Origin of the sequence: Microbacterium sp. (genome assembly GCF_026393345.1) — a bacterium.
Lineage (GTDB): Bacteria > Actinomycetota > Actinomycetes > Actinomycetales > Microbacteriaceae > Microbacterium.
On the sequence record NZ_JAPLAI010000043.1, the window covers coordinates 34,993 to 52,708 of the forward strand.

The window sequence follows — 17,716 nt, forward strand, 5'->3', positions numbered from 1 at the left end:
GCGACCTCCCCGTCCTACCGTGAGCGCATGGACGTGACAGCGTGGTTGCTGGACTCGGACCCGACTCTGCGATGGCAGGTGGAGCGCGACCTCGTCCGTGCCCCCGAACCGGTGTGGCGCGAGACCCGCGCGCGGATCGCGACCGAGGGGGATGGTGCCGCATTGCTCGCACAGCAGGACGCGGACGGTCAGTGGGCGAACGGCGCCTACTTCCCCTCGGATGCCGACGGCCACACCGGCCCGGACGACGAGGGTCAGCCCTGGACCGCGACCACGTGGTCCCTCACGACGCTGCGCGAGTGGGGGCTCGATGCGTCCGCGCTCGCGGGCACCACGGAGAAGCTCGACGCGCACGCACGGTGGGAGTACGACGATCTGCCTTACTGGGGCGGGGAGGTCGATGTCTGCATCAACGCGATGACGCTCGCGAACGGGGCGTGGTTGGGTGCCGACGTGGCGGCGATCGCCGCCTGGTTCCCCGCGCATCAGCTCGCCGACGGGGGCTGGAATTGCGAGTGGGTCGAGGGTTCGACGCGGTCCTCGTTCCACAGCACGATCAATGCGCTCCGCGGCATCCTCGACGACGAGGAGCTCACCGGCACGAGCCCGCCGGAGCTGCGGAGCGCGCGCATGCGCGGAGAGGAATATCTTCTGCAGCGCGGCCTCCGCTACCGCCTCTCGGACGGTGAGCAGGTGGGCGCGTGGGCGACGCAGCTCTTCTTTCCGATGCGCTGGCCGTTCACGGCGCTGAAGGCGACGGACTACTTCACGCGGGCCGCGCGTCACGACTCGGTGCCGCTCGATCCCCGCCTCGATGACACCCTGGAGCTCCTCCGCTCCCGCCGTCGGCCCGACGGTACCTGGCTGCAGGAGCGGGTGCTCCCCGGTCGGGTGTGGTTCCCGCTCGACGTTCCCGCAGGTGTCCCGTCGAAGTGGGTCACCTTCCTCGCCCTACGCGCCCTGGGGGAGTGACGGATGCTGCGCCACGACGTCCGCGGTGCCCCGAGCGGGGACGATCCGACGGCAGAGCTGCGGGAACTGCGCCTGCGCGCCTACGGGCCGGATGCCGACATCGCCACCGATCCGGGCGCCCAGCGTCGGCTGCAAGAACTCGAAGCGCGGGAGGCGAGTGCATCCTCGCCGCACCGCGTCGCGCACCCGTCCGGGCCCGTTGCGGTGACGGAACCCGCGGGCGTCGACCGCATCCCGCGCGCGGATGAAGGGACGACGGAGCCCGACGACCCGCTCGCGACGACCTCGGAGACGCCTGGCGACGTCCGAGCCGAGCCGACCTCGACGTGGCGTCTCTCGCGTCGACTCGTGCTGACGTGGGCCGGTTCGCTCGCCATCGTCGCCATCGTCGCCGCATCGGTTTCGTGGGCGGTCACGCGCCGCATCCAGGCCGACCCGCAACAGATCGCGGTGCTCGGAAGCCATCCGGACCAGCGCATACCGACCGTCTTCGGCACCGATCCGCAGGGGAAACGATTCGCGGACTTCTACGGGCTGACGGTGATTGCGCTGCAGGGACGCGGGTGGATGGGGGGCGCGCCCGAGGACTACTGCCTCATCCTCATGGACTCCGGCAGCATCCGGCTCGACACCAATTCGTACTCCGGCGAGATGTACGGCGGATGCGGCGCCGGCATGTTCCCGGCGACCGTGCAGGTCCGGGTCTCCGAAGAACTCCCCGACTCGCTTCGGGAACGCTTCGCGGACGGCTCGGCACTGCAGTTCGTGTTGCAGGGCGGCGAGGTCGTCGTTCTCAGCGACGTGCCCGGGGACTGAACCCGGCGGGCGCAGGATGGGGCCGGTGCAGAGCGATCGGGGGTTTTCATGACCGAGGTGATGATCGTCGGGGGCGGGCCGACGGGGATGATGCTGGCGGGTGAGCTGCGTCTGCACGGCATCGAGGTGACCGTGATCGAGAAGGATGCGGAGCCGAGCCCGCTGGTGCGCTCACTCGGCCTGCAGCCGCGCAGCGTCGAGCTGCTCGACCAGCGGGGGCTGCTCGACCGGTTCCTCGCCGCGGGCACACCATATCCGGACGGAGTCCGGAACTTCGCCGGGATCCCCGCATCCGCGGGGGTCGACACGGCGGGCGCGTACCTTCTCGGCATCCCGCAGTCGATCACCGACCATCTTCTCGCCGAGCATGCGGGGGAGAGGGGCGCGGTGGTCCGGCGCGGCGCGGAGGTCGTCGGCCTCGACACCGACGCGGACGGGGTGAGCGTCGCCCTCGCCGACGGCGAGCGGCTGCGCGCCGGCTGGGTCGTGGGGTGCGACGGCGGGCGGAGCATGGTCCGTCGGCTCCTCGACATCGGATTTCCCGGCGAGCCGGCGCAGACCGAATGGCTGCTCGGCGAGGTGGCGGTGACCACACCCGCCGACGAGATCGCCGCGATCTCGGACGAGGTGCGTCGGACGCATCGCGGGTTCGGCATCGGGCCATCGGGGTCCGGGGGATATCGTGCGGTGGTGCCGGCCGCATCCGTCGCCGAGGACCGGGCGACACCCCCGACCCTGGACGAGTTCCGCACCCAGCTGCGGGCGTACGCCGGCACCGACTTCGGCGCGCACGCGCCGCGGTGGCTGTCACGCTTCACCGACGCGACCCGGCTCGCCGACACCTACCGCCGCGGGCGCGTGTTCCTCGCCGGTGACGCGGCGCACGTGCACCCACCGCTCGGTGGGCAGGGGCTGAACCTCGGCATCCAGGATGCGGTCAACCTCGGCTGGAAGCTCGCTGCGGCCGTGGCGGGGTGGGCGCCGGCCGGCCTGCTCGACACCTACGAGTCCGAGCGTCGCCCCGTCGCGGCGGGCGTGCTGAGCCTCACGCGCGCGCAGTCCGTGCTCATCGCACCCGAGCCGGGACCGCAGGCGGTGCGGCGGCTCCTGACCGAGCTGATGGCGTTCGACGACGTCGGCAGCTACCTGATCGGGCGCGTCACCGGTCTCGGCATCCGGTACGACCTCGGCGCCGCCGATCCACGTGTGGGAATGCGGCAGCGTGACCTGCCGCTCGCCGAGGGACGCCTGTACGACCGGATGCACGCCGGCCGCGGCCTGCTGCTCGACGCGGGCGGCGCGATGTCGCTGCAGGGGTGGGAGGACCGCGTCGATGGCGTGGACGATCCGGCGGGCGGGCCCGAGGCGGTGCTCGTCCGCCCCGACGGCTATGTCGCCTGGGTGGGCACCGACCCCGTCGACCTGCGAGAGCACCTGACGCAGTGGTTCGGCGCCCCTTCCATCTGATCCGGCGTCACCGGACACAGGGATGTCGCGAGATTCGGACCGATTACCGTCCCACGCTCCGAATTTCGCCGCATCTCCGAATCTCACGACCGGCGAGGAACCCGGAAACGACGCATGCCGCGCCCCAGGAGGGACGCGGCATGCGTGTGGTGCTTACGCCGTGGCGGTTTCGCTGCGGCGGGGGAGAACCCATCCGGGCCGCACGAAGTGGCACGTGTATCCGTTCGGGATCCGCTGCAGGTAGTTCTGGTGCTCGGGCTCGGCCTCCCAGAACGGCGCGGACGGCTCGATGGTCGTCACCGCCTTGTCCGGCCAGAGCCCGGAGGCGTCCACATCCGCGATGGTGTCGCGCGCGATCTGCTCCTGCTCCGGGGTGACCGGGAAGATCGCCGACCGGTAGCTGGTGCCGATGTCATTGCCCTGACGGTTCAGGGTCGACGGGTCGTGGATCTGGAAGAAGAACGCGAGGATGTCGCGGTACGTCGTCTTGGTGGGGTCGAAGACGATCTCCACCGCCTCCGCGTGACCGGGGTGGTTGCGGTAGGTGGGGTGGTCGTTCTGCCCGCCGGTGTAGCCGACCCGGGTGTCGAGCACCCCGGGCTGACGGCGGATGAGCTCCTCGACGCCCCAGAAACAGCCGCCCGCGAGGACCGCGGTCTCGGTTCCGGGTCGCTGGGTGATGGCTCCGGTGTCGATGGTCATGCGAGGTTCTCCTCAGAGGTCGGGGTGGATGCGGTGGCGAAGAGCGAGCGGTAGTTACCGTACCCCTGCTCCTCGAGCTCGGCGACGGGGACGAAGCGGAGGGCGGCGGAGTTCATGCAGTAGCGCATGCCGCCCGCATCCCGCGGTCCGTCGTCGAAGACGTGGCCCAGGTGGCTGTCGGCGTGCGCCGAACGCACCTCGGTGCGGCGCATCCACAGCGAGCGGTCGGTCTTCTCGGTGACGACGCCCTGTTCGATGGGCTTGGTGAAGCTCGGCCAGCCGCTGCCGCTCTCGAACTTGTCGGTCGATGAGAAGAGCGGCTCGCCGCTGACGACGTCGACGTAGATGCCGGCCTCGTGGTTGTCCCAGTAGCGGTTCCGGAACGGCGGCTCGGTGCCCGCCTCCTGGGTGACGTGGTACTGGGTGGGGGTGAGGCGATCGAGCGCCTCGGGGGTCTTGCGGTAGTCCTGTGACACGGTTTCCTCCTCGGAAGCCGCCGCTGGCTGCGGCGTCATAGAGAGGAACGGCGGGGGACGGCGTTTTGGTCCCGTGAAGCTGTGAGCGGGCTATGAGTATCCCACCGCCACTCCCATGATTCCGCAGCGACGTCAACGACGGATCGGCATCCGATCGGGCAGGGCAGACTTCCTCCGTGCCTACCACCTCCACACAGCGCACCTACCGGTATCTACGCGTCGCGATCTCCGGCACCGTCGCCGTCATCTTCATCGCGGTGCTGGTCACGATCCCGCGGGTGGGACTGTTGCCGTCGCTGAGTCACTACTACTACACGCCCGCACGGATGCTGTTCGTCGGGGCGTTGATCACCGTGTCGGTGTGCTTCTTTGCGCTCTCCGGCAGCGGCGCAGAACGCGTCCTGCTGGATGCGGCGGCGATGCTCGCGCCTCTGCTGGCGATCGTCCCGACGGCGATATCAGCCGATTCCGTCCCGGGGATCACCGTGACGTGTCCCGGCGCGTGCGTCCCGGATGCGGTCGACGCCGAGGTCGATGTCGGCCTGGCGACCTATCTCATCGTCGGTGTGCTCGTGTTGGCGGTCGCCGTGACGCTTGCCCTCACCGGTGAAGTCGATCGGCGCGGCGCGCTGCTGTCCTCCGCGATCGCGGTGGTGGTGCTGGCCGGGGTGGCCGCCTGGTGGTGGATCGCGCCGGTCGCGTTCCGCCAGTGGGCGCACCTGATCACCGCGGCCGGGTTCTTCGGTCTCATCGCGGCGGTCGCCGTCGTGACCGCGTTCTGGCCGTCCGACCGGCGCCCGCCACCGCGAGGGCTGAAGGCGTCATACGTGGTGGTCGCGATTGCGATCGTGGTCGATGTCGCCGCGATGCCGGTGTTCGGCAACGTGCGGGTCGGCGACGTGTACGGCATCTTCGTGGGCGAGGTTCTCGCGCTTCTGCTGTTCGTGACGTTCTGGATCCTGCAGACCGTGCAGTACTGGCGGGCGGATGCCGGGGAGATCCCGCTGCGCTGACCTTCGTGTGATCCACCGCGCCGACCCTGTCAACCCGCCCCACCCCTGACGCGGGGCACGATGGGATGGAACCCCCGAGCCGAAGGAGCATCCGTGCCTCGCACCATCGTCATCACCGGCGCCAGCGACGGGATCGGCGCCGCCGCAGCGGAACAGCTGCACGCCGCCGGCGAGCACGTCGTCCTCGTAGGTCGCGATCCGGAGAAGACCGAACGGGTCGCCGCGCGGCTGGACGCACCCTGGCATGTCGCCGACTACAGCGACCTCTCCCAGGTCCGCGACCTTGCTGCCGCACTCGACGAGACCTACCCCCACATCGACGTGCTGGCGAACAACGCCGGCGGCATCTTCGGCGAGCGGACGCTCACCCGCGATGGGTTCGAACTCACGTTCCAGGTCAACCACCTCGGCGGGTTCCTGCTGACGAACCTGCTGCTCGACAAGCTCCTCGCCGACCAGGCGGCCGTGATCCAGACCTCCAGTCTCGCGGCACGCCGGTTCGCTCGCTTCGACATCGACGATCTGCAGGGGGAACGCGCATATTCGCCGACCGCCGCATACGGCAACGGCAAACTCGCCAACATCCTGTTCACGAAAGAACTCTACCGCCGCTTCGGCGACCAAGGCCTGCGCCCGGTCGCCTTCCATCCCGGCGCCATCGCGAGCAGCTTCGCCGCCGCATCCTCGGGGCCGTGGAAGTTCATGTACACGAACCCCGTGATGACCCGGATGCTGTCATCGACCGAGGAGGGCGGCTCGCGTCTCAGCTGGCTCGCCCTCGGCAAGCCGGGCATCGATTGGGAGCCCGGGGAGTACTACGCGAAGAACCGGGTGGCGAAGACGAACCCGCTCGCGAGCGATCCCGGCCTCGCGAAACGCCTGTGGGAACGCAGCGCCGAGGCGGTGGGACTGTGATGCAGACCCTGTGGCTGGTCCGGCACGGCGAGAGCATGGGTAACGTCGCGGCGACCCGGGCGGAGCGTGAGGGGCTGGAGCGGGTTCCGATCGACCTCCGCGACTCGGACGTGCCGCTGTCGCCGACCGGTGAGGAACAGGCGACGGCGCTCGGCTCGTGGCTCGATGCGAACCGCCCCGGGATCGCGACCTTCTGGGTCTCGCCGTATCTCCGCGCCGAGCAGACCCTGGCCATCGCCGCGGGGCAGCAGCCGGTGCCGATGGTCGTTGACGAACGGATCCGCGACCGAGAGCTGGGCGTGCTCGACCGGCTGACCTGGCGCGGGGTGGAACGCCTCCACCCCGAAGAGGCGGAGCGCCGCCGTCACCTCGGCAAGTTCTACCATCGCCCGCCCGGCGGGGAATCCTGGGCCGATGTCGCCCTGCGCCTGCGGTCGTTCCTCGGCGACGTGTTCGCCCGACCGGAGGAGACCGCGCTGATCGTCGCGCACGACGCGGTGGTGACGCTGATCACGACGCTGCTGCTGGGGATGCCTGAACCGCAGGTGCTGCAGTTCGCCGCGGCGAACCCGGTGCTCAACGCGTCGGTGACCCGCCTCGATCGGGCCGGTGACGGTTGGCGGGTGACCGCATTCTCCGACGTCGGGCACCTCCGCGAGGAGGGTGCCGATGTCACGGTCCACCAGGGGAGCCCCGACGTGCAGCATCCGGATGCGGGAGGGACCCCGCGATGACGAATGCGGTCACGCCCGCGGTGCTCCGCGATTGGGGGCTGCCAGACCCCGGCGACAGTAAGAAGGCGCGGGGCGACGTCATCGTGGTCGGCGGTTCACGACGCACGCCCGGGGGAGCCATGCTCGCCGGCGTCGCCTCCCTCCGCGTCGGTGCGGGGCGCCTCGCGGTCTACGCGCCCGGCTCGATCGACGCACAGCTCGGCGCGGTCCTCCCGGAGGCGGCGGTTTTCGCGCTCCCCGAGGACGCGTCCGACCCCTTCCCGGACCCGGATCGTGCGCGGCTGTCGAGCGCGGATGCGGTGCTCGTCGGTCCCGGTTTCGACGACCCGGACGAGACGCGCGACACGCTGCTCCAGGTCGCGGCCACGAATCCGCACTGTGTGGTGCTCGACGCCTACGCGCTCGGCATCCTGCCGCAGATCGACCGGGATGACCTGCCCGCCGCGCTCCTGCTGACCCCGAACAAGGAGGAGCTCGCCCTCCTGCTGGACACCGAGGATGTCGGCGACGACCTGACCGCCGCCGTGCGGGATGCGGCGGCGCGCTACCGTGCCGCGGTCACGTGCTACGGCGTGGTCGCCGGTCCCGACGGGGCCACCTGGCGCGTGCACGGCGGCGGCCCCGGCCTCGGAACCTCCGGCAGCGGGGACGTGATGGCCGGTGCCGTGGCGGGGTTCGCCGCGCGCGGTGTCGACCCGGTACGTGCGGCCGCCTGGGGAACCTGGGTGCACACGCGGGCGGGCAACCGGCTCACGCAGCGCTTCGGTCTCGGTTTCCTTGCGCGGGAGCTCGCCGCTGAACTGCCGCTCGCCCTGCGAGAGGTCGCCTGAGCCGCAGACGACGATGCGGGGCCCGATAGCATCCGCCGTCGGGCCCCGCATCCTCGATGGCGTGGTGCTCAGTACCAGCCGCTGGACTGGGAGTGTCCCCAGGCCCCGCACGGGGTACCGTACCGGCCGGAGATGTAGCCGAGACCCCAGGCGACCTGGGTGGCGGCGTTGGTCTGCCAGTCGGCGCCGGCCGAGGCCATCTTGCTGCCGGGGAGGCCCTGCGGGATGCCGTAGGCCCCGCTGGAGCGGTTCTGCGCCTGGTAGTTCCAGCCCGACTCCTTGCTCCACAGCGATACGAGGCACTGGAACTGGTCGTCGCCCCAGCCGCGCTCGGCGAGCATGGTCCGCGCGGATGCCTGCGCGCCGGCCGGGCTGTTGTCGCCCGATCCGCCACCGCTGAAAGTGACGGCGGTGGTGCCGGAGCTGGAGCCGGAGGACGCCGGCTTCGCCGCGGCCGCCGCAGCCGCCTCGGCGGCGAGACGCGCCTGCTCGGCGGCTGCGGCCTCTTCTTCGGCCTTGCGCGCCAGGGCACCGTCGAGGCTGCCGCGGAGTTCGCTCACGCGCGTGTCGACGGACGCGACGAGTTCGGTCGCATCCTCGGCGATGGCAGGCACCAGCGCCTCGGGCAACGCGTCGACGCTCGCCAGCTGGACGGTGGCCGCTTCGAGCGGCGCGGTGTCGATGGACGTGTCGGGCACGCCGATGTCGAGTCCGGATGCCGCGATGTCGGCGGTGACGGCCGAGGCTGCGGCGAGGGTCGTCTGCGCAGCGGCGAGGGCGGCGTTCGCCTCACCCTGTTCCGCGGCAGCGGCGACGTGGGCCGTCGGCGTCGAGTAGGACGCGAGCTGGACGTGGGAGGAGGCTGTCTTCGCGGCGGCGGAGCCGGCCTGCGAGGCGGCGGCGGTGCCGGTCACCGAGGCGGTGGCGATGAGGCCGAGGGCGAGGCCCGTGGCGAGGATCGCGGGGCGACGGCGGGTGCGGCGGGCGGCTTCGCGGCGGGCGCGACGGGCGGAGATGATCGACGTGTTCGGGCGCATATGACTCTGTAACTGGTTCCGTATCGGGGGAGATGGTGCCGTGGAAACGGCGTGTCGTGTCGGGTCGTTCGGACACAAAGCACCAAGCCTGCACCCCGTTACCTGAGTGTTACCTCCATGGGAGCCCTGATCGGAGGCCGGAAACCTGTCAGCGGGTCCCCAGCTCCGCCTCGGCTGTCCGGGCTCGATGGCTCTCGTCATCAGGTGAGGTCCACCCCGTGACAGCGTCGGAGGTCGGGTCTATCGTCGCCGCATGACGTCAACGGATGCCGCGCCCACCGCGTTCCACACCATCGTCCCGGGCTACCTGCTTGCGCGGCTCGCGCAGTCGACCGCATACCCGAAGGCGGCGCGCGCGGCGCGTCAAACCCTGATCCAGGGGAGGCCGCCGTACCGGGCGCGCCTCGAGCTGTCTATCGACGCCGAGGGCAATCTCGTCGCGGAACTCAGCGAGGCGCCCGACCGCACCATCAGTGATGCGGAACACACCGAGGCCCTGCCGGGCGCGGTCGTGCGTCGTGAGGACGAGCCCCCGACGTCCGATGAGGCGGTCAACGAGGCCTATGACGGACTGGGAGCCACGTTCGAGATGTTCCTCGCCGCCTTCGAGCGGAACTCCATCAACGGCGCGGGGTCGCCGTTGAACGCGACCGTCCACTACGGCGTCGACTACGACAACGCGTTCTGGGACGGCACCCGCATGGTGTTCGGCGACGGAGACGGGGAAGTATTCCGCGGCTTCACCGGGTCGATCTCGATCATCGGTCACGAACTGGGTCACGGTGTCGTCCAGTCCGCATCCGGGCTCGAATATCAGGGTCAGTCCGGCGCCCTGAACGAATCCATTGCCGACGTCTTCGGCGCGCTGACGGAGCAGTTCTCGAAAGGCCAGTCCGCGGATGCGGCCTCGTGGCTGATCGGCGACGGGATCTTCACTGACGCGGTGCAGGGCGAGGCCCTGCGATCGATGATCGCCCCCGGAACGGCCTACGACGACGACGAACTGGGCAAAGACCCGCAGCCCGCGCATATGAGGGATTACGTCGAGACGACGGAAGACAACGGGGGAGTGCACATCAACTCCGGCATCCCCAACCGGGCCTTCGCGCTCACGGCCATCGCTCTCGGCGGCAACGCGTGGGAACGCGCCGGTGAGGTCTGGTATCGCGCCCTCACCGGCCTGAGCGCCACGGCGAGCTTCGCAACCTTCGCCGCGGCCACGATCTCCGCAGCCGCGCAGCAGTACGGTGAGGAGTCAGAGGTGACCGCGGCGGTGCGGGACGCCTGGGCGACGGTGGGAGTGACCGAGGATGGGCGAGCACGGTCCGACCGATAACGCACGCGTCATCGTCTCGGTCGTGCGCAGCGGCGGGTTCGCCGGGCTTCGTCGGCAGTGGAGCGTAGCCGCATCGGCGGATGACGCGCCCCGGTGGATCGAGCTGATCGAGCAGTGTCCGTGGGACGCACCCGCCACACCCGACGCGAGCGCCGACCGGTACGTCTGGAAGCTGCGTGCGTGCACCCCCGAGCGCGAGTTCACCCGCGAGGTGACGGATGCGGAACTCTCCGGCGCCTGGCGCGCACTCGTCGACGCGGTGCGTGAGCCGACGTGACGGTTGCGCCCCCTCCCGCATCCCACGGCAGACTGAACCCATGACACACGCCGACGAGATCATCCCCGCGGACTACCGACACCTGCTCGAGCAGCCCAACTACGGGCACCTCGGCACGATCCGGCCCGACGACACCGTGCAGGTGACGCCGATGTGGTTCGAGTTCGATGGCGAGCACGTGCGGTTCACGCACACCACGTACCGTCAGAAGTACCGGAACCTGCAGCACAACCCGTCGATGGCGCTGTCGATCATCGATCCCGAGAACCCGTTCCATTACCTCGAGGTCGCGGGCGCGCTCGTCGACGTGGTCCCCGATCCGGAGGGCGCCTTCTACGTCCAGCTCCAGAACCGCTACGGCAACCCAAGCGACGTGCCGCCGCGCGACAAAGCGGATCGCGTCATCCTCGTGATGTCGATCGAGCGGGCGACGAAGCAGTAGTCGCCCCTCCGTCAGGCGCGGGTATCTCGCTCCTCCGCGGGGCCGATCGTTCCGCCGTGCTCTCCGCGGCGTAGCCTGATCGAATGCCGGATGCTCTCTCCTCGCGCAGCGCTCGCAACGAACTCCGTGCCCTCGCCTCGGCCGGCGGGGAGCTCCGGTCGCGCCGTCTCGACGAACTGCGCAGCATCCCGGTGCCGGAGGACTCGCGACCGGCTGCCGTGCTCATCCTGTTCGGCGTGCTCGACGATCTGCCGAGCGACCGCGACGCGCACGATGTCGCGGTGTCACGCGACCTCGATGTGCTGCTTCTTGCGCGGGCATCGACGCTGCGAGCGCACCCCGGCCAGGTCGCCTTCCCGGGCGGACGTATCGACCCGGGCGACGACGGGCCCGTGGCGGCGGCGCTCCGCGAAGCGCGTGAAGAGACCGGGCTCGACCCGGCCGGGGTCGAGGTGCTGGGAACGCTCGACGTGTTGCCGCTCGTCTTCTCCCGCCACCTCGTGACTCCGGTGGTGGGGTGGTGGCAGCATCCGTCTCCCGTGCGAGTCGTGGACGAGGCCGAATCGGCCGATGTGTTCCGGGCGCCGGTGGCGGACCTGCTCGACCCGGCCAATCGCGGCGTGACCGTGGTGCAGCGCGATGGTGATGAGTTCCGTGGGCCTGCGTTCCTCGTGCGGCACGCCGCAGGCACGCATCTTGTGTGGGGCTTCACCGCGATGGTGCTGGACGGGCTGTTCGACTTGCTCGGCTGGACCGAGCCGTGGGATGCGACGCGGGAGATCCCGCTCGTGGTCCCGGGTCTGCCGACCGCGCGCTGAGGTCATCCGTTCCTCCCCAGGGTGTCGTTCGCCACGGGTGTCGACAGATCCCGCCGAGTGCCGCAACGCGCGCATGCAACGGGTGAGTCTCGTGGACATGACCGACATCGACCCCCGCCTCGACCTCGACCGTGTGCTCGCCCGTGACGAAGACCTCGAGGAGGTGCTGACACTGCTGCTGCGGAACGCGATCCATCGGCAGATGTGGCTGTTCTTCCTCGACGATCAAGACCGGGCGACCGGCGTCATCGCGCCGTGCGATGACTATCCGCTGGATCCACACGGGAGGGTGTCGACGTCCGATCGCGGCGGCACGACGTTCGCGGCGGCACTCTGCCGCACGTTGCGTGCCCTGGTGGACGACGGTGCTGCGGGGAGGGTCGTGCTCATCTGGGAGCGGCGCGGATCCGAGGTGTTCACGCCCGACGAGCTCGGCTGGGCCGGCGCAATGGCCGACGCCTGCCGTGATGCACACGTTCCGCTGCGTGCCCAGTTCCTGCTGCATGACGCGGGTGTCCGGATGCTGACCCCGGACGACTATGCCGCCTTTCGGTAGCGCTCGTCCCGTCGCCTACGCTGACGGAATGGATGCCGACGAGTGGGAGCGCCAGGTCGCGAGCCTGTGGGACGACGCCGCGATCTCGGACGAGACCCGGATCGCGCGGATGCGGGAGCTCGCCGCATCCGCGCCGCATCCTGCGCTCGGGGCGTTCGAGCTGGGCGGTGCGTACGACTCCGCGGGACGGGAGGCCGAGGCCGAGGCCGAGTACGCCGCAGCGGCCGGGCTCGCCGAGGTCGATCCGTCTCGTGCGGCGCAGCGTGTGATCCAGCACGCCTCCACCCTGCGGAACCTCGGTCGGATCGATGAGGCGATCGGGATGCTCCGCTCGGCCCCGCCGCATCCCGAGGTCGGCGCGGCGCCCGCGGTGTTCCTTGCACTCGCCCTCCACAGTGCAGGGCGGGTCGATGAGGCGCTGCAGGTCGCGATCCAGGCGATCGAACCGACGCTGCCGCGTTACCGCCGATCGGTGCGTGCGTATGCGGCGGCGCTGACAGCGGCGGCGGAGTAGCGGCGCCGCTGCGGGCTGTTGCCCGGAGCGCCGCCGGCTGTGCGATGCAGCGTCGGTTCAACATCTTGGGGGAGATGTCATGGCGCAGCAGCCTGGGTGGTATCCGGATCCTGCGCACCCGGGTCAATCGCGGTGGTGGGATGGCCGCGAGTGGACGGATCAGGCGGCGCGGGACGGTATCGCGTTCGCTGACCCACTCCGCGTGGTCGCACCACCGAGGCCCTCGAGGGTGAGGCGCGTGCCGGTGTGGCTGTGGATCGTTGCCGCGATCGCTGCGGTGCTGCTCCTGGTCTTCGCCTCGCCGTTCATCGCCCTCGCGGCGCTGATCGTGCTCATCACAGCCATCGTCGGGCTCGCACGACGCACGCCCACCTGGCTCCGCCTGCGATCGACGGGTGTCGCGGTGGGGGTCGTCGCTGCATCCGCGGTTGTTCTGCTGGTGTCGGGGGGGGGGGGGGGGGCGTGAACGCGGCGCTGACCTCCGGAGGTACGGACGATGTATCGGCGGGGAGTGTGACCTCCCGTGCGAGTCGTGAGCCGGCAGTGGCGAGTCCGGCTGTGTCGACGCCGTCGCCGACCCACACCCCGGTGACGATCACGCGCGACGAGGTCGTGACCGAGGCGATCCCGTTCGAGCGGGCCACGATGGACGACCCGAAGACGACGCGCGGTGAGACCTGGGTGGCCACTCCGGGAGTCGACGGTGTTCGGACGATGACCTACACGGTCACGCTGGTCGACGGCATCGAGACCGGCCGCGCCTTGGCCTCAGACGTCGTGACGACGGCACCCGTCACGGAGGTGACGGCGGTCGGCAGCTACGACGCGCCCGTCGTGCAGCAGCAGGCGCAGCCGGCCAGCGGCGGGTGCGATTCGAACTACGCGGACGCGTGCGTGCCGATCTCGAGCGATGTGGATTGTGCGGGTGGCGAGGGAGATGGACCGGAGTATCTCTCGGGCACTGCACGTGTGGTGGGAACCGACACGTACCGCTTGGACGCGAACCACGACGGCATCGCCTGCAACTGAGCGTGCTAGCGGCGTCCGGCATAGATCATCCGCGCGGGAACGTCATCGGCCATCGACAGAGTGACGTCGTGCTCGTTCTCCCTCGTGGTCATGACTTCAGAGTAGAACAGGGATTCGAGATGCGGGAGTCGCAAACGACGGAATCTCCAGGCCCGGATACCTTCCTCCCTCATGATGCTTCCCTCTGTCTCGTGCAATGTCGGAGGTACGTTCTAATCTGGTGGCATGGCGATCGAAGACGACGCGAACCTCACCCCCGGCGGGTGGAGTGATACGAACCGCCCCGACACCCTCGACCGGGTGATCGAGACGACCGCGCAGCTGGCAGCGGCCACCGCTGAACGACTTCGATGCGTTGCGCAGCTGCATCGTGAAGCGGTGCGCGCGTCGGAGGAAGGCGGCGCGGTGAGCCGAGAACTCGTCGAACGCTCGTTGCGGCTCGAGCTGTCGGCAGCGCTTCGCATCACGGAGCGCGCCGCAGATGCCCTCCTGTCCCGCGCCGACGCCCTGGTGAACCGCCACCCGAACGCGCTTGAGGCATTGGCCCGCGGCACGATCACCGAACGTCACGCCGACCTCTTCACCGATGCGATGGATGAGCTGCAGCCCGAGCAGCGCGCCGACATCGAGGACCTCGCGCTGAAGCGGGCAGAGGAGCTCGCAACGGGTGCGTATCGCCGATGGCTGCAACGACTGGTCGACACGATCAACGCTCCGACACTCGCTGAGCGGCATCACGAGGCTCTGGCCCGACGCGGGGTCACCGTGACGAGCGACCGCGACGGCATGGGCACGTTGGCCGTCCATGGTCCTGCCGTTGAGGTCCACGCCGTCTTCGACCGGATCACGCGGATGAGCAAGGTCATCGGCGACCAGGATGGCGAGACGCGTTCGCGCGACCAGTTGCGTGCCGACATCCTGTTCGACCTGCTGATCGAAGGCGTGGTCACCGCTCATCCCAAGAGAGCCCGGGGCATCCGCGCCGAGGTCATCGTGACCGTACCGGCGCTGTCGCTCCTTCGCGATTCCGTCGCTGACGCGGCGCCGGCGACCGTCGAAGGCATCGGGCCGATCCCCATCCACCGCGCTCGCGAGCTCTGCGGTGACGCTAAGGACTGGATGCGGGTGCTGACCCATCCCGAAACCGGAGTCGTCCTATCTGTGGGGCGCAAGAAGTACCGACCACCGGCGCAGCTCGCACAGCTGGTCCAGTGGCGAGCGGAGCGCTGCCTCGCTCCGGGGTGCGGGATGCCGGCGCACCGGTGCGAGATCGACCATTCCGTCGCCTGGGCTGAGGGCGGAGTCACGGCCGCCTGGAATCTCGATCCCCTCTGCAAGGGTCACCACGTGATACGACATCACGGTGGGTGGGAGATTCGTCAGCTCGAGGGCGGCGTCCTCGAATGGACCTCCCCCCTCGGCCGGGTCTACCTCGCGGAACCCGAGCGACGAACGCCATCCTTCCGGCCCGCTACCGGTGGCGGACGCGGGGGATCGGCGTGGGCGGCCGCGTCGTCGGCGATGGCGGGGGAGTCCGCACCGTTCTGATCGCCTGCCCGTGCGACCATGCTGTGATGAGCGATGACACCGGCAAGAGCGATGACACCGCGGGGCCGATCGTCCGCGTCCGTCCGATGACGCAGGCCGAGTACGACCACTGGCAGGTGCATCTCGCCGACGACTACGCGAACGAGCAGGTCGCCGCGGGGCGATGGCCGGCACAGGGCGCCCTGCAACGGGCGCTGGAGGAGAACGCGCGGAGCCTGCCCGACGGACTCGACACCGCCCGGATGCTGTTGCTGCGCGGCGTGCTCGACGACGACACCCCCATCGGGCGCGCCTGGGTCAGTCTCGACCATCCGCGCGAGGCGCCCGACGTCGCCTTCCTCTACGACATCGAGGTCGAGTCCGACTTCCGCGGTCAGGGACTCGGCCGCGCGCTGCTGAGCGCGGTGGAGCAGGCCGTCCGAGAGGCCGGCGTGGGATCGCTCGAACTCAACGTGTTCGGCCGCAACCACGTCGCCGTGCGGCTCTACAGCTCACAGGGGTATGAGGTCGTCACCCAGCAGATGCGCAAGGCGCTGTAACGTCCTTCGGACGCCGATCCCCGAAGCGATCGGCGCCCGAAGGACGTGGGAGAGCGGTCAGACGCCGACGCGCACGAACGCGTCGTGGCTGATGCCCTGATCGAGGACGACCTTCGCCCATTCCCGCGCCGTGTGCAGCGAGTGGTCGCGGTAGTTGCCGCACTCGAGCGCGGAGACAGCGGGGATGTCGGATTCGACAGCGTCCTCGGCGATGAACCGCAGGCTGTCGGTCAGGGCTGCGGCGACGTCGGGCACGGCCGGCTCACCCCACATGAGCAAGTGGAAGCCGGTGCGGCAGCCGAACGGCGAGATGTCGATGACACCGTCGATGCGGTCGCGAAGCAGCTCCGCGAGCATGTGCTCCAGCGTGTGAATGCCGGCGGTGGGGATCTCTTGCACGTTCGGCTGCGTGAACCGCACGTCGAAGTTGGTGAGCGCATCACCCTTCGGGCCGTGCTCGACGCCGATCTTGCGCACGTACGGCGCCAGGACAGCATTGTGGTCGAGCGTGAAGCTCTCGATCTGGGGCATCAGTTCCTCCTCATGAACGCGTCGAGGCGTTCGATCAATTCCACCAGACTCTGCTCGTCGTGAACGAGTCCGATGCGGATGTGGCCGCGGCCGCGCGGGCCGAACCCATCGCCGGGCGCCACGGCCACACGTTCCTCTTCGCGCAGCCGCGCGGCGAACTCGACGGCATCTCCGCCGCCCGGCACGCGCACCCACACGAAGAACGTTCCCTCCGGGACGAAGACATCCCAGCCGAGCGACTGCAGTCCGGTGACGACGACATCGCGACGGCGCTGGTACACCTCGACGAGCGCGGACGCGGCGGACTGGTCGCCGGCGAGCGCGACCGCGGCCGCCTCCTGCGTGGCGCCGAACATGGTGCTGAACGCGTGCGCCTGGTACCGCTTCATCCCGTCGATGACGGAGGCGTTCCCGGCGGCATACCCGAACCGCCAGCCTGCCATGCTGTACGTTTTCGACAGCGTCTGCACCTCGACGGTGCGCTCGGTGTCCACCGTCAGCGCGGAGAGCGGTCGGTTCCCGTCGAACCCGAGGGATGCGTAGGCGAAGTCGTGCACGAAGGCGGCCCCCGTACGCTCGGCGAACGACACCGCACCCTCGAACGTCGCGCGGGTGGCGAGCGCCCCGGTCGGGTTGTTCGGATAGTTCAGCAGCAGCGCGCGCGCCGCATTCAGCCGCTCGAGAGCGGCGAAGTCCGGCTGGAAGCCGGGTTCCGTCAGCGGCAGCGGCTCAATGCGCGCCTGCGCGAGATCCGCAGCGGACGTGTACATGGGGTATCCGGGATCGGGCAGCACGACAGTCGACCCGGGATCGGCGAGCGAGAGCACGGCAGCCATCAGCCCCTCGTGCGATCCGTGGAAGACAGCTACCTGGGTGGCGGGGTCCAGGGCGACGCCATGATCCTCCCGATAGCGCAGCGCCACCGCATCCCGCACCGACGGCCGTCCCGCGTACGAGGGGTAACGGTGGTTCACCGGGTCCGCGACCTCGCGCTGCATCGCCGCGACGATGTGCTCCGGCGTCGGCAGGTCGGGATTCCCCTTGGACACGTCGATCATCCGCGGCCCCGGCAGTGCCGACAACCGTGCGATCTCGCGGTCCATGGCGCCCCAGAAGTTCGGCGGCAGGGCGCGTACCCGCTCGGCGGGGGTGAAGGTGGCCACG

Annotated in this window: 22 protein-coding genes and 1 pseudogene; 18 read left to right on the forward strand and 5 right to left on the reverse strand. The window is 69.9% G+C overall.

Translation table 11 applies throughout. The annotated features are described in order from the left end of the window. The first annotated feature begins 27 nt into the window (after positions 1-27). Genes NT132_RS08020 through NT132_RS08030 form a run of 3 tightly spaced genes read left to right on the forward strand, consistent with a single transcriptional unit; the run spans position 28 to position 3,255 of the window. A complete protein-coding gene (locus tag NT132_RS08020) occupies positions 28-972 on the forward strand; it encodes a squalene cyclase (RefSeq protein WP_297787212.1) in 945 nt (314 codons plus the stop codon). A 3-nt stretch (positions 973-975) separates the two neighbouring features. Beyond that, positions 976-1,788, forward strand: a complete 813-nt coding sequence (locus tag NT132_RS08025; RefSeq protein WP_297787214.1) for a hypothetical protein — start codon at positions 976-978, stop codon at positions 1,786-1,788. Positions 1,789-1,836: 48 nt separating this feature from the next. After that, a complete protein-coding gene (locus NT132_RS08030; RefSeq protein ID WP_297787216.1) occupies positions 1,837-3,255 on the forward strand; it encodes an FAD-dependent monooxygenase in 1,419 nt (472 codons plus the stop codon). 153 nt (positions 3,256-3,408) lie between these two features. On the opposite strand, the gene msrA is transcribed toward NT132_RS08030, so the two are convergent. Then, the gene (gene msrA, locus NT132_RS08035) at positions 3,409-3,957 is read right to left on the reverse strand and encodes a peptide-methionine (S)-S-oxide reductase MsrA (RefSeq protein ID WP_297787218.1); all 549 of its coding nucleotides are present in this window, start codon (positions 3,955-3,957) and stop codon (positions 3,409-3,411) included. Continuing rightward, a complete protein-coding gene (gene msrB / locus NT132_RS08040; protein ID WP_297787220.1) occupies positions 3,954-4,433 on the reverse strand; it encodes a peptide-methionine (R)-S-oxide reductase MsrB in 480 nt (159 codons plus the stop codon). The genes msrA and msrB overlap by 4 nt, the downstream gene beginning before the upstream one ends. Before the next feature lie 176 nt (positions 4,434-4,609). Between msrB and NT132_RS08045 the strand changes: the two genes are divergently transcribed. From NT132_RS08045 to NT132_RS08060, 4 genes are read left to right on the forward strand one after another with little or no spacing between them, the layout of a single operon-like run. Further along, the gene (locus NT132_RS08045; protein ID WP_297787222.1) at positions 4,610-5,446 is read left to right on the forward strand and encodes a hypothetical protein; all 837 of its coding nucleotides are present in this window, start codon (positions 4,610-4,612) and stop codon (positions 5,444-5,446) included. Between the two features lie 60 nt (positions 5,447-5,506). Then, positions 5,507-6,361, forward strand: a complete 855-nt coding sequence (locus NT132_RS08050) for an SDR family NAD(P)-dependent oxidoreductase (RefSeq protein ID WP_297787224.1) — start codon at positions 5,507-5,509, stop codon at positions 6,359-6,361. After that, complete coding sequence (locus NT132_RS08055) at positions 6,361-7,095, forward strand: histidine phosphatase family protein (protein WP_297787275.1); 735 nt, start codon at positions 6,361-6,363, stop codon at positions 7,093-7,095. Before NT132_RS08050 ends, NT132_RS08055 begins: the two co-directional genes overlap by 1 nt. Next, entirely contained in the window at positions 7,092-7,925 is an 834-nt protein-coding gene (locus NT132_RS08060; RefSeq protein WP_297787226.1) for an NAD(P)H-hydrate dehydratase, read from the forward strand. The genes NT132_RS08055 and NT132_RS08060 overlap by 4 nt, the downstream gene beginning before the upstream one ends. 68 nt (positions 7,926-7,993) lie before the next feature. On the opposite strand, the gene NT132_RS08065 is transcribed toward NT132_RS08060, so the two are convergent. Further along, entirely contained in the window at positions 7,994-8,962 is a 969-nt protein-coding gene (locus NT132_RS08065; RefSeq protein ID WP_297787228.1) for a lytic transglycosylase domain-containing protein, read from the reverse strand. Positions 8,963-9,215: 253 nt separating this feature from the next. Between NT132_RS08065 and NT132_RS08070 the strand changes: the two genes are divergently transcribed. From NT132_RS08070 to NT132_RS08115, 11 genes and pseudogenes are all read left to right on the forward strand, one after another. Then, entirely contained in the window at positions 9,216-10,298 is a 1,083-nt protein-coding gene (locus tag NT132_RS08070; RefSeq protein ID WP_297787230.1) for a M4 family metallopeptidase, read from the forward strand. After that, entirely contained in the window at positions 10,273-10,575 is a 303-nt protein-coding gene (locus NT132_RS08075; protein WP_297787232.1) for a protealysin inhibitor emfourin, read from the forward strand. Before NT132_RS08070 ends, NT132_RS08075 begins: the two co-directional genes overlap by 26 nt. Before the next feature lie 40 nt (positions 10,576-10,615). Beyond that, complete coding sequence (locus tag NT132_RS08080; RefSeq protein WP_297787234.1) at positions 10,616-11,017, forward strand: PPOX class F420-dependent oxidoreductase; 402 nt, start codon at positions 10,616-10,618, stop codon at positions 11,015-11,017. Between the two features lie 83 nt (positions 11,018-11,100). Continuing rightward, positions 11,101-11,835: a CoA pyrophosphatase gene (locus tag NT132_RS08085; RefSeq protein WP_297787235.1), complete on the forward strand. Its 735-nt coding sequence runs from the start codon at positions 11,101-11,103 to the stop codon at positions 11,833-11,835. A 97-nt stretch (positions 11,836-11,932) separates the two neighbouring features. After that, on the forward strand, positions 11,933-12,391 hold the full coding sequence (locus NT132_RS08090; protein ID WP_297787237.1) for a hypothetical protein: 459 nt from the start codon (positions 11,933-11,935) through the stop codon (positions 12,389-12,391). 28 nt (positions 12,392-12,419) lie between these two features. Beyond that, on the forward strand, positions 12,420-12,905 hold the full coding sequence (locus NT132_RS08095; RefSeq protein WP_297787239.1) for a tetratricopeptide repeat protein: 486 nt from the start codon (positions 12,420-12,422) through the stop codon (positions 12,903-12,905). Positions 12,906-12,984: 79 nt separating this feature from the next. Continuing rightward, positions 12,985-13,068 (forward strand): annotated as a pseudogene (locus tag NT132_RS14360) (DUF2510 domain-containing protein); the annotation flags it as partial. A gap of 75 nt (positions 13,069-13,143) precedes the next feature. Then, positions 13,144-13,371 (forward strand): hypothetical protein, encoded by a 228-nt coding sequence (locus tag NT132_RS08100; RefSeq protein ID WP_297787241.1) that lies wholly within the window; start codon positions 13,144-13,146, stop codon positions 13,369-13,371. A 92-nt stretch (positions 13,372-13,463) separates the two neighbouring features. Beyond that, positions 13,464-13,934, forward strand: a complete 471-nt coding sequence (locus NT132_RS08105) for a G5 domain-containing protein (RefSeq protein WP_297787243.1) — start codon at positions 13,464-13,466, stop codon at positions 13,932-13,934. 225 nt (positions 13,935-14,159) lie between these two features. Then, positions 14,160-15,482 (forward strand): HNH endonuclease signature motif containing protein, encoded by a 1,323-nt coding sequence (locus NT132_RS08110; RefSeq protein ID WP_297787245.1) that lies wholly within the window; start codon positions 14,160-14,162, stop codon positions 15,480-15,482. Positions 15,483-15,508: 26 nt separating this feature from the next. Next, complete coding sequence (locus tag NT132_RS08115; protein ID WP_297787247.1) at positions 15,509-16,021, forward strand: GNAT family N-acetyltransferase; 513 nt, start codon at positions 15,509-15,511, stop codon at positions 16,019-16,021. 57 nt (positions 16,022-16,078) lie between these two features. Here NT132_RS08115 and NT132_RS08120 read toward each other — a convergent pair whose 3' ends face one another. Together NT132_RS08120 and NT132_RS08125 are read right to left on the reverse strand one after the other, a co-directional pair. Continuing rightward, positions 16,079-16,552, reverse strand: coding sequence for an S-ribosylhomocysteine lyase (locus NT132_RS08120; protein WP_297787248.1), 474 nt, complete (start codon positions 16,550-16,552; stop codon positions 16,079-16,081). Then, the gene (locus tag NT132_RS08125) at positions 16,552-17,715 is read right to left on the reverse strand and encodes an aminotransferase class I/II-fold pyridoxal phosphate-dependent enzyme (RefSeq protein WP_297787250.1); all 1,164 of its coding nucleotides are present in this window, start codon (positions 17,713-17,715) and stop codon (positions 16,552-16,554) included. Before NT132_RS08125 ends, NT132_RS08120 begins: the two co-directional genes overlap by 1 nt. Position 17,716: the final 1 nt, after the last annotated feature.

Bases quoted from the DNA above. Each gene is read 5' to 3' on its own strand.
- NT132_RS08085 (WP_297787235.1), top strand. From the start codon at position 11,101: ATGCCGGATGCTCTCTCCTCGCGCAGCGCTCGCAACGAACTCCGTGCC.
- NT132_RS08030 (WP_297787216.1), top strand. From the start codon at position 1,837: ATGACCGAGGTGATGATCGTCGGGGGCGGGCCGACGGGGATGATGCTG.
- NT132_RS08070 (WP_297787230.1), top strand. From the start codon at position 9,216: ATGACGTCAACGGATGCCGCGCCCACCGCGTTCCACACCATCGTCCCG.
- NT132_RS08080 (WP_297787234.1), top strand. From the start codon at position 10,616: ATGACACACGCCGACGAGATCATCCCCGCGGACTACCGACACCTGCTC.
- NT132_RS08055 (WP_297787275.1), top strand. From the start codon at position 6,361: ATGCAGACCCTGTGGCTGGTCCGGCACGGCGAGAGCATGGGTAACGTC.
- NT132_RS08120 (WP_297787248.1), bottom strand. From the start codon at position 16,552: ATGCCCCAGATCGAGAGCTTCACGCTCGACCACAATGCTGTCCTGGCG.
- msrA (WP_297787218.1), bottom strand. From the start codon at position 3,957: ATGACCATCGACACCGGAGCCATCACCCAGCGACCCGGAACCGAGACC.
- NT132_RS08060 (WP_297787226.1), top strand. From the start codon at position 7,092: ATGACGAATGCGGTCACGCCCGCGGTGCTCCGCGATTGGGGGCTGCCA.
- NT132_RS08095 (WP_297787239.1), top strand. From the start codon at position 12,420: ATGGATGCCGACGAGTGGGAGCGCCAGGTCGCGAGCCTGTGGGACGAC.
- NT132_RS08115 (WP_297787247.1), top strand. From the start codon at position 15,509: ATGAGCGATGACACCGGCAAGAGCGATGACACCGCGGGGCCGATCGTC.
- NT132_RS08065 (WP_297787228.1), bottom strand. From the start codon at position 8,962: ATGCGCCCGAACACGTCGATCATCTCCGCCCGTCGCGCCCGCCGCGAA.
- NT132_RS08075 (WP_297787232.1), top strand. From the start codon at position 10,273: ATGGGCGAGCACGGTCCGACCGATAACGCACGCGTCATCGTCTCGGTC.
- NT132_RS08020 (WP_297787212.1), top strand. From the start codon at position 28: ATGGACGTGACAGCGTGGTTGCTGGACTCGGACCCGACTCTGCGATGG.
- NT132_RS08025 (WP_297787214.1), top strand. From the start codon at position 976: ATGCTGCGCCACGACGTCCGCGGTGCCCCGAGCGGGGACGATCCGACG.
- NT132_RS08090 (WP_297787237.1), top strand. From the start codon at position 11,933: ATGACCGACATCGACCCCCGCCTCGACCTCGACCGTGTGCTCGCCCGT.
- NT132_RS08110 (WP_297787245.1), top strand. From the start codon at position 14,160: ATGGCGATCGAAGACGACGCGAACCTCACCCCCGGCGGGTGGAGTGAT.
- NT132_RS08050 (WP_297787224.1), top strand. From the start codon at position 5,507: ATGGGATGGAACCCCCGAGCCGAAGGAGCATCCGTGCCTCGCACCATC.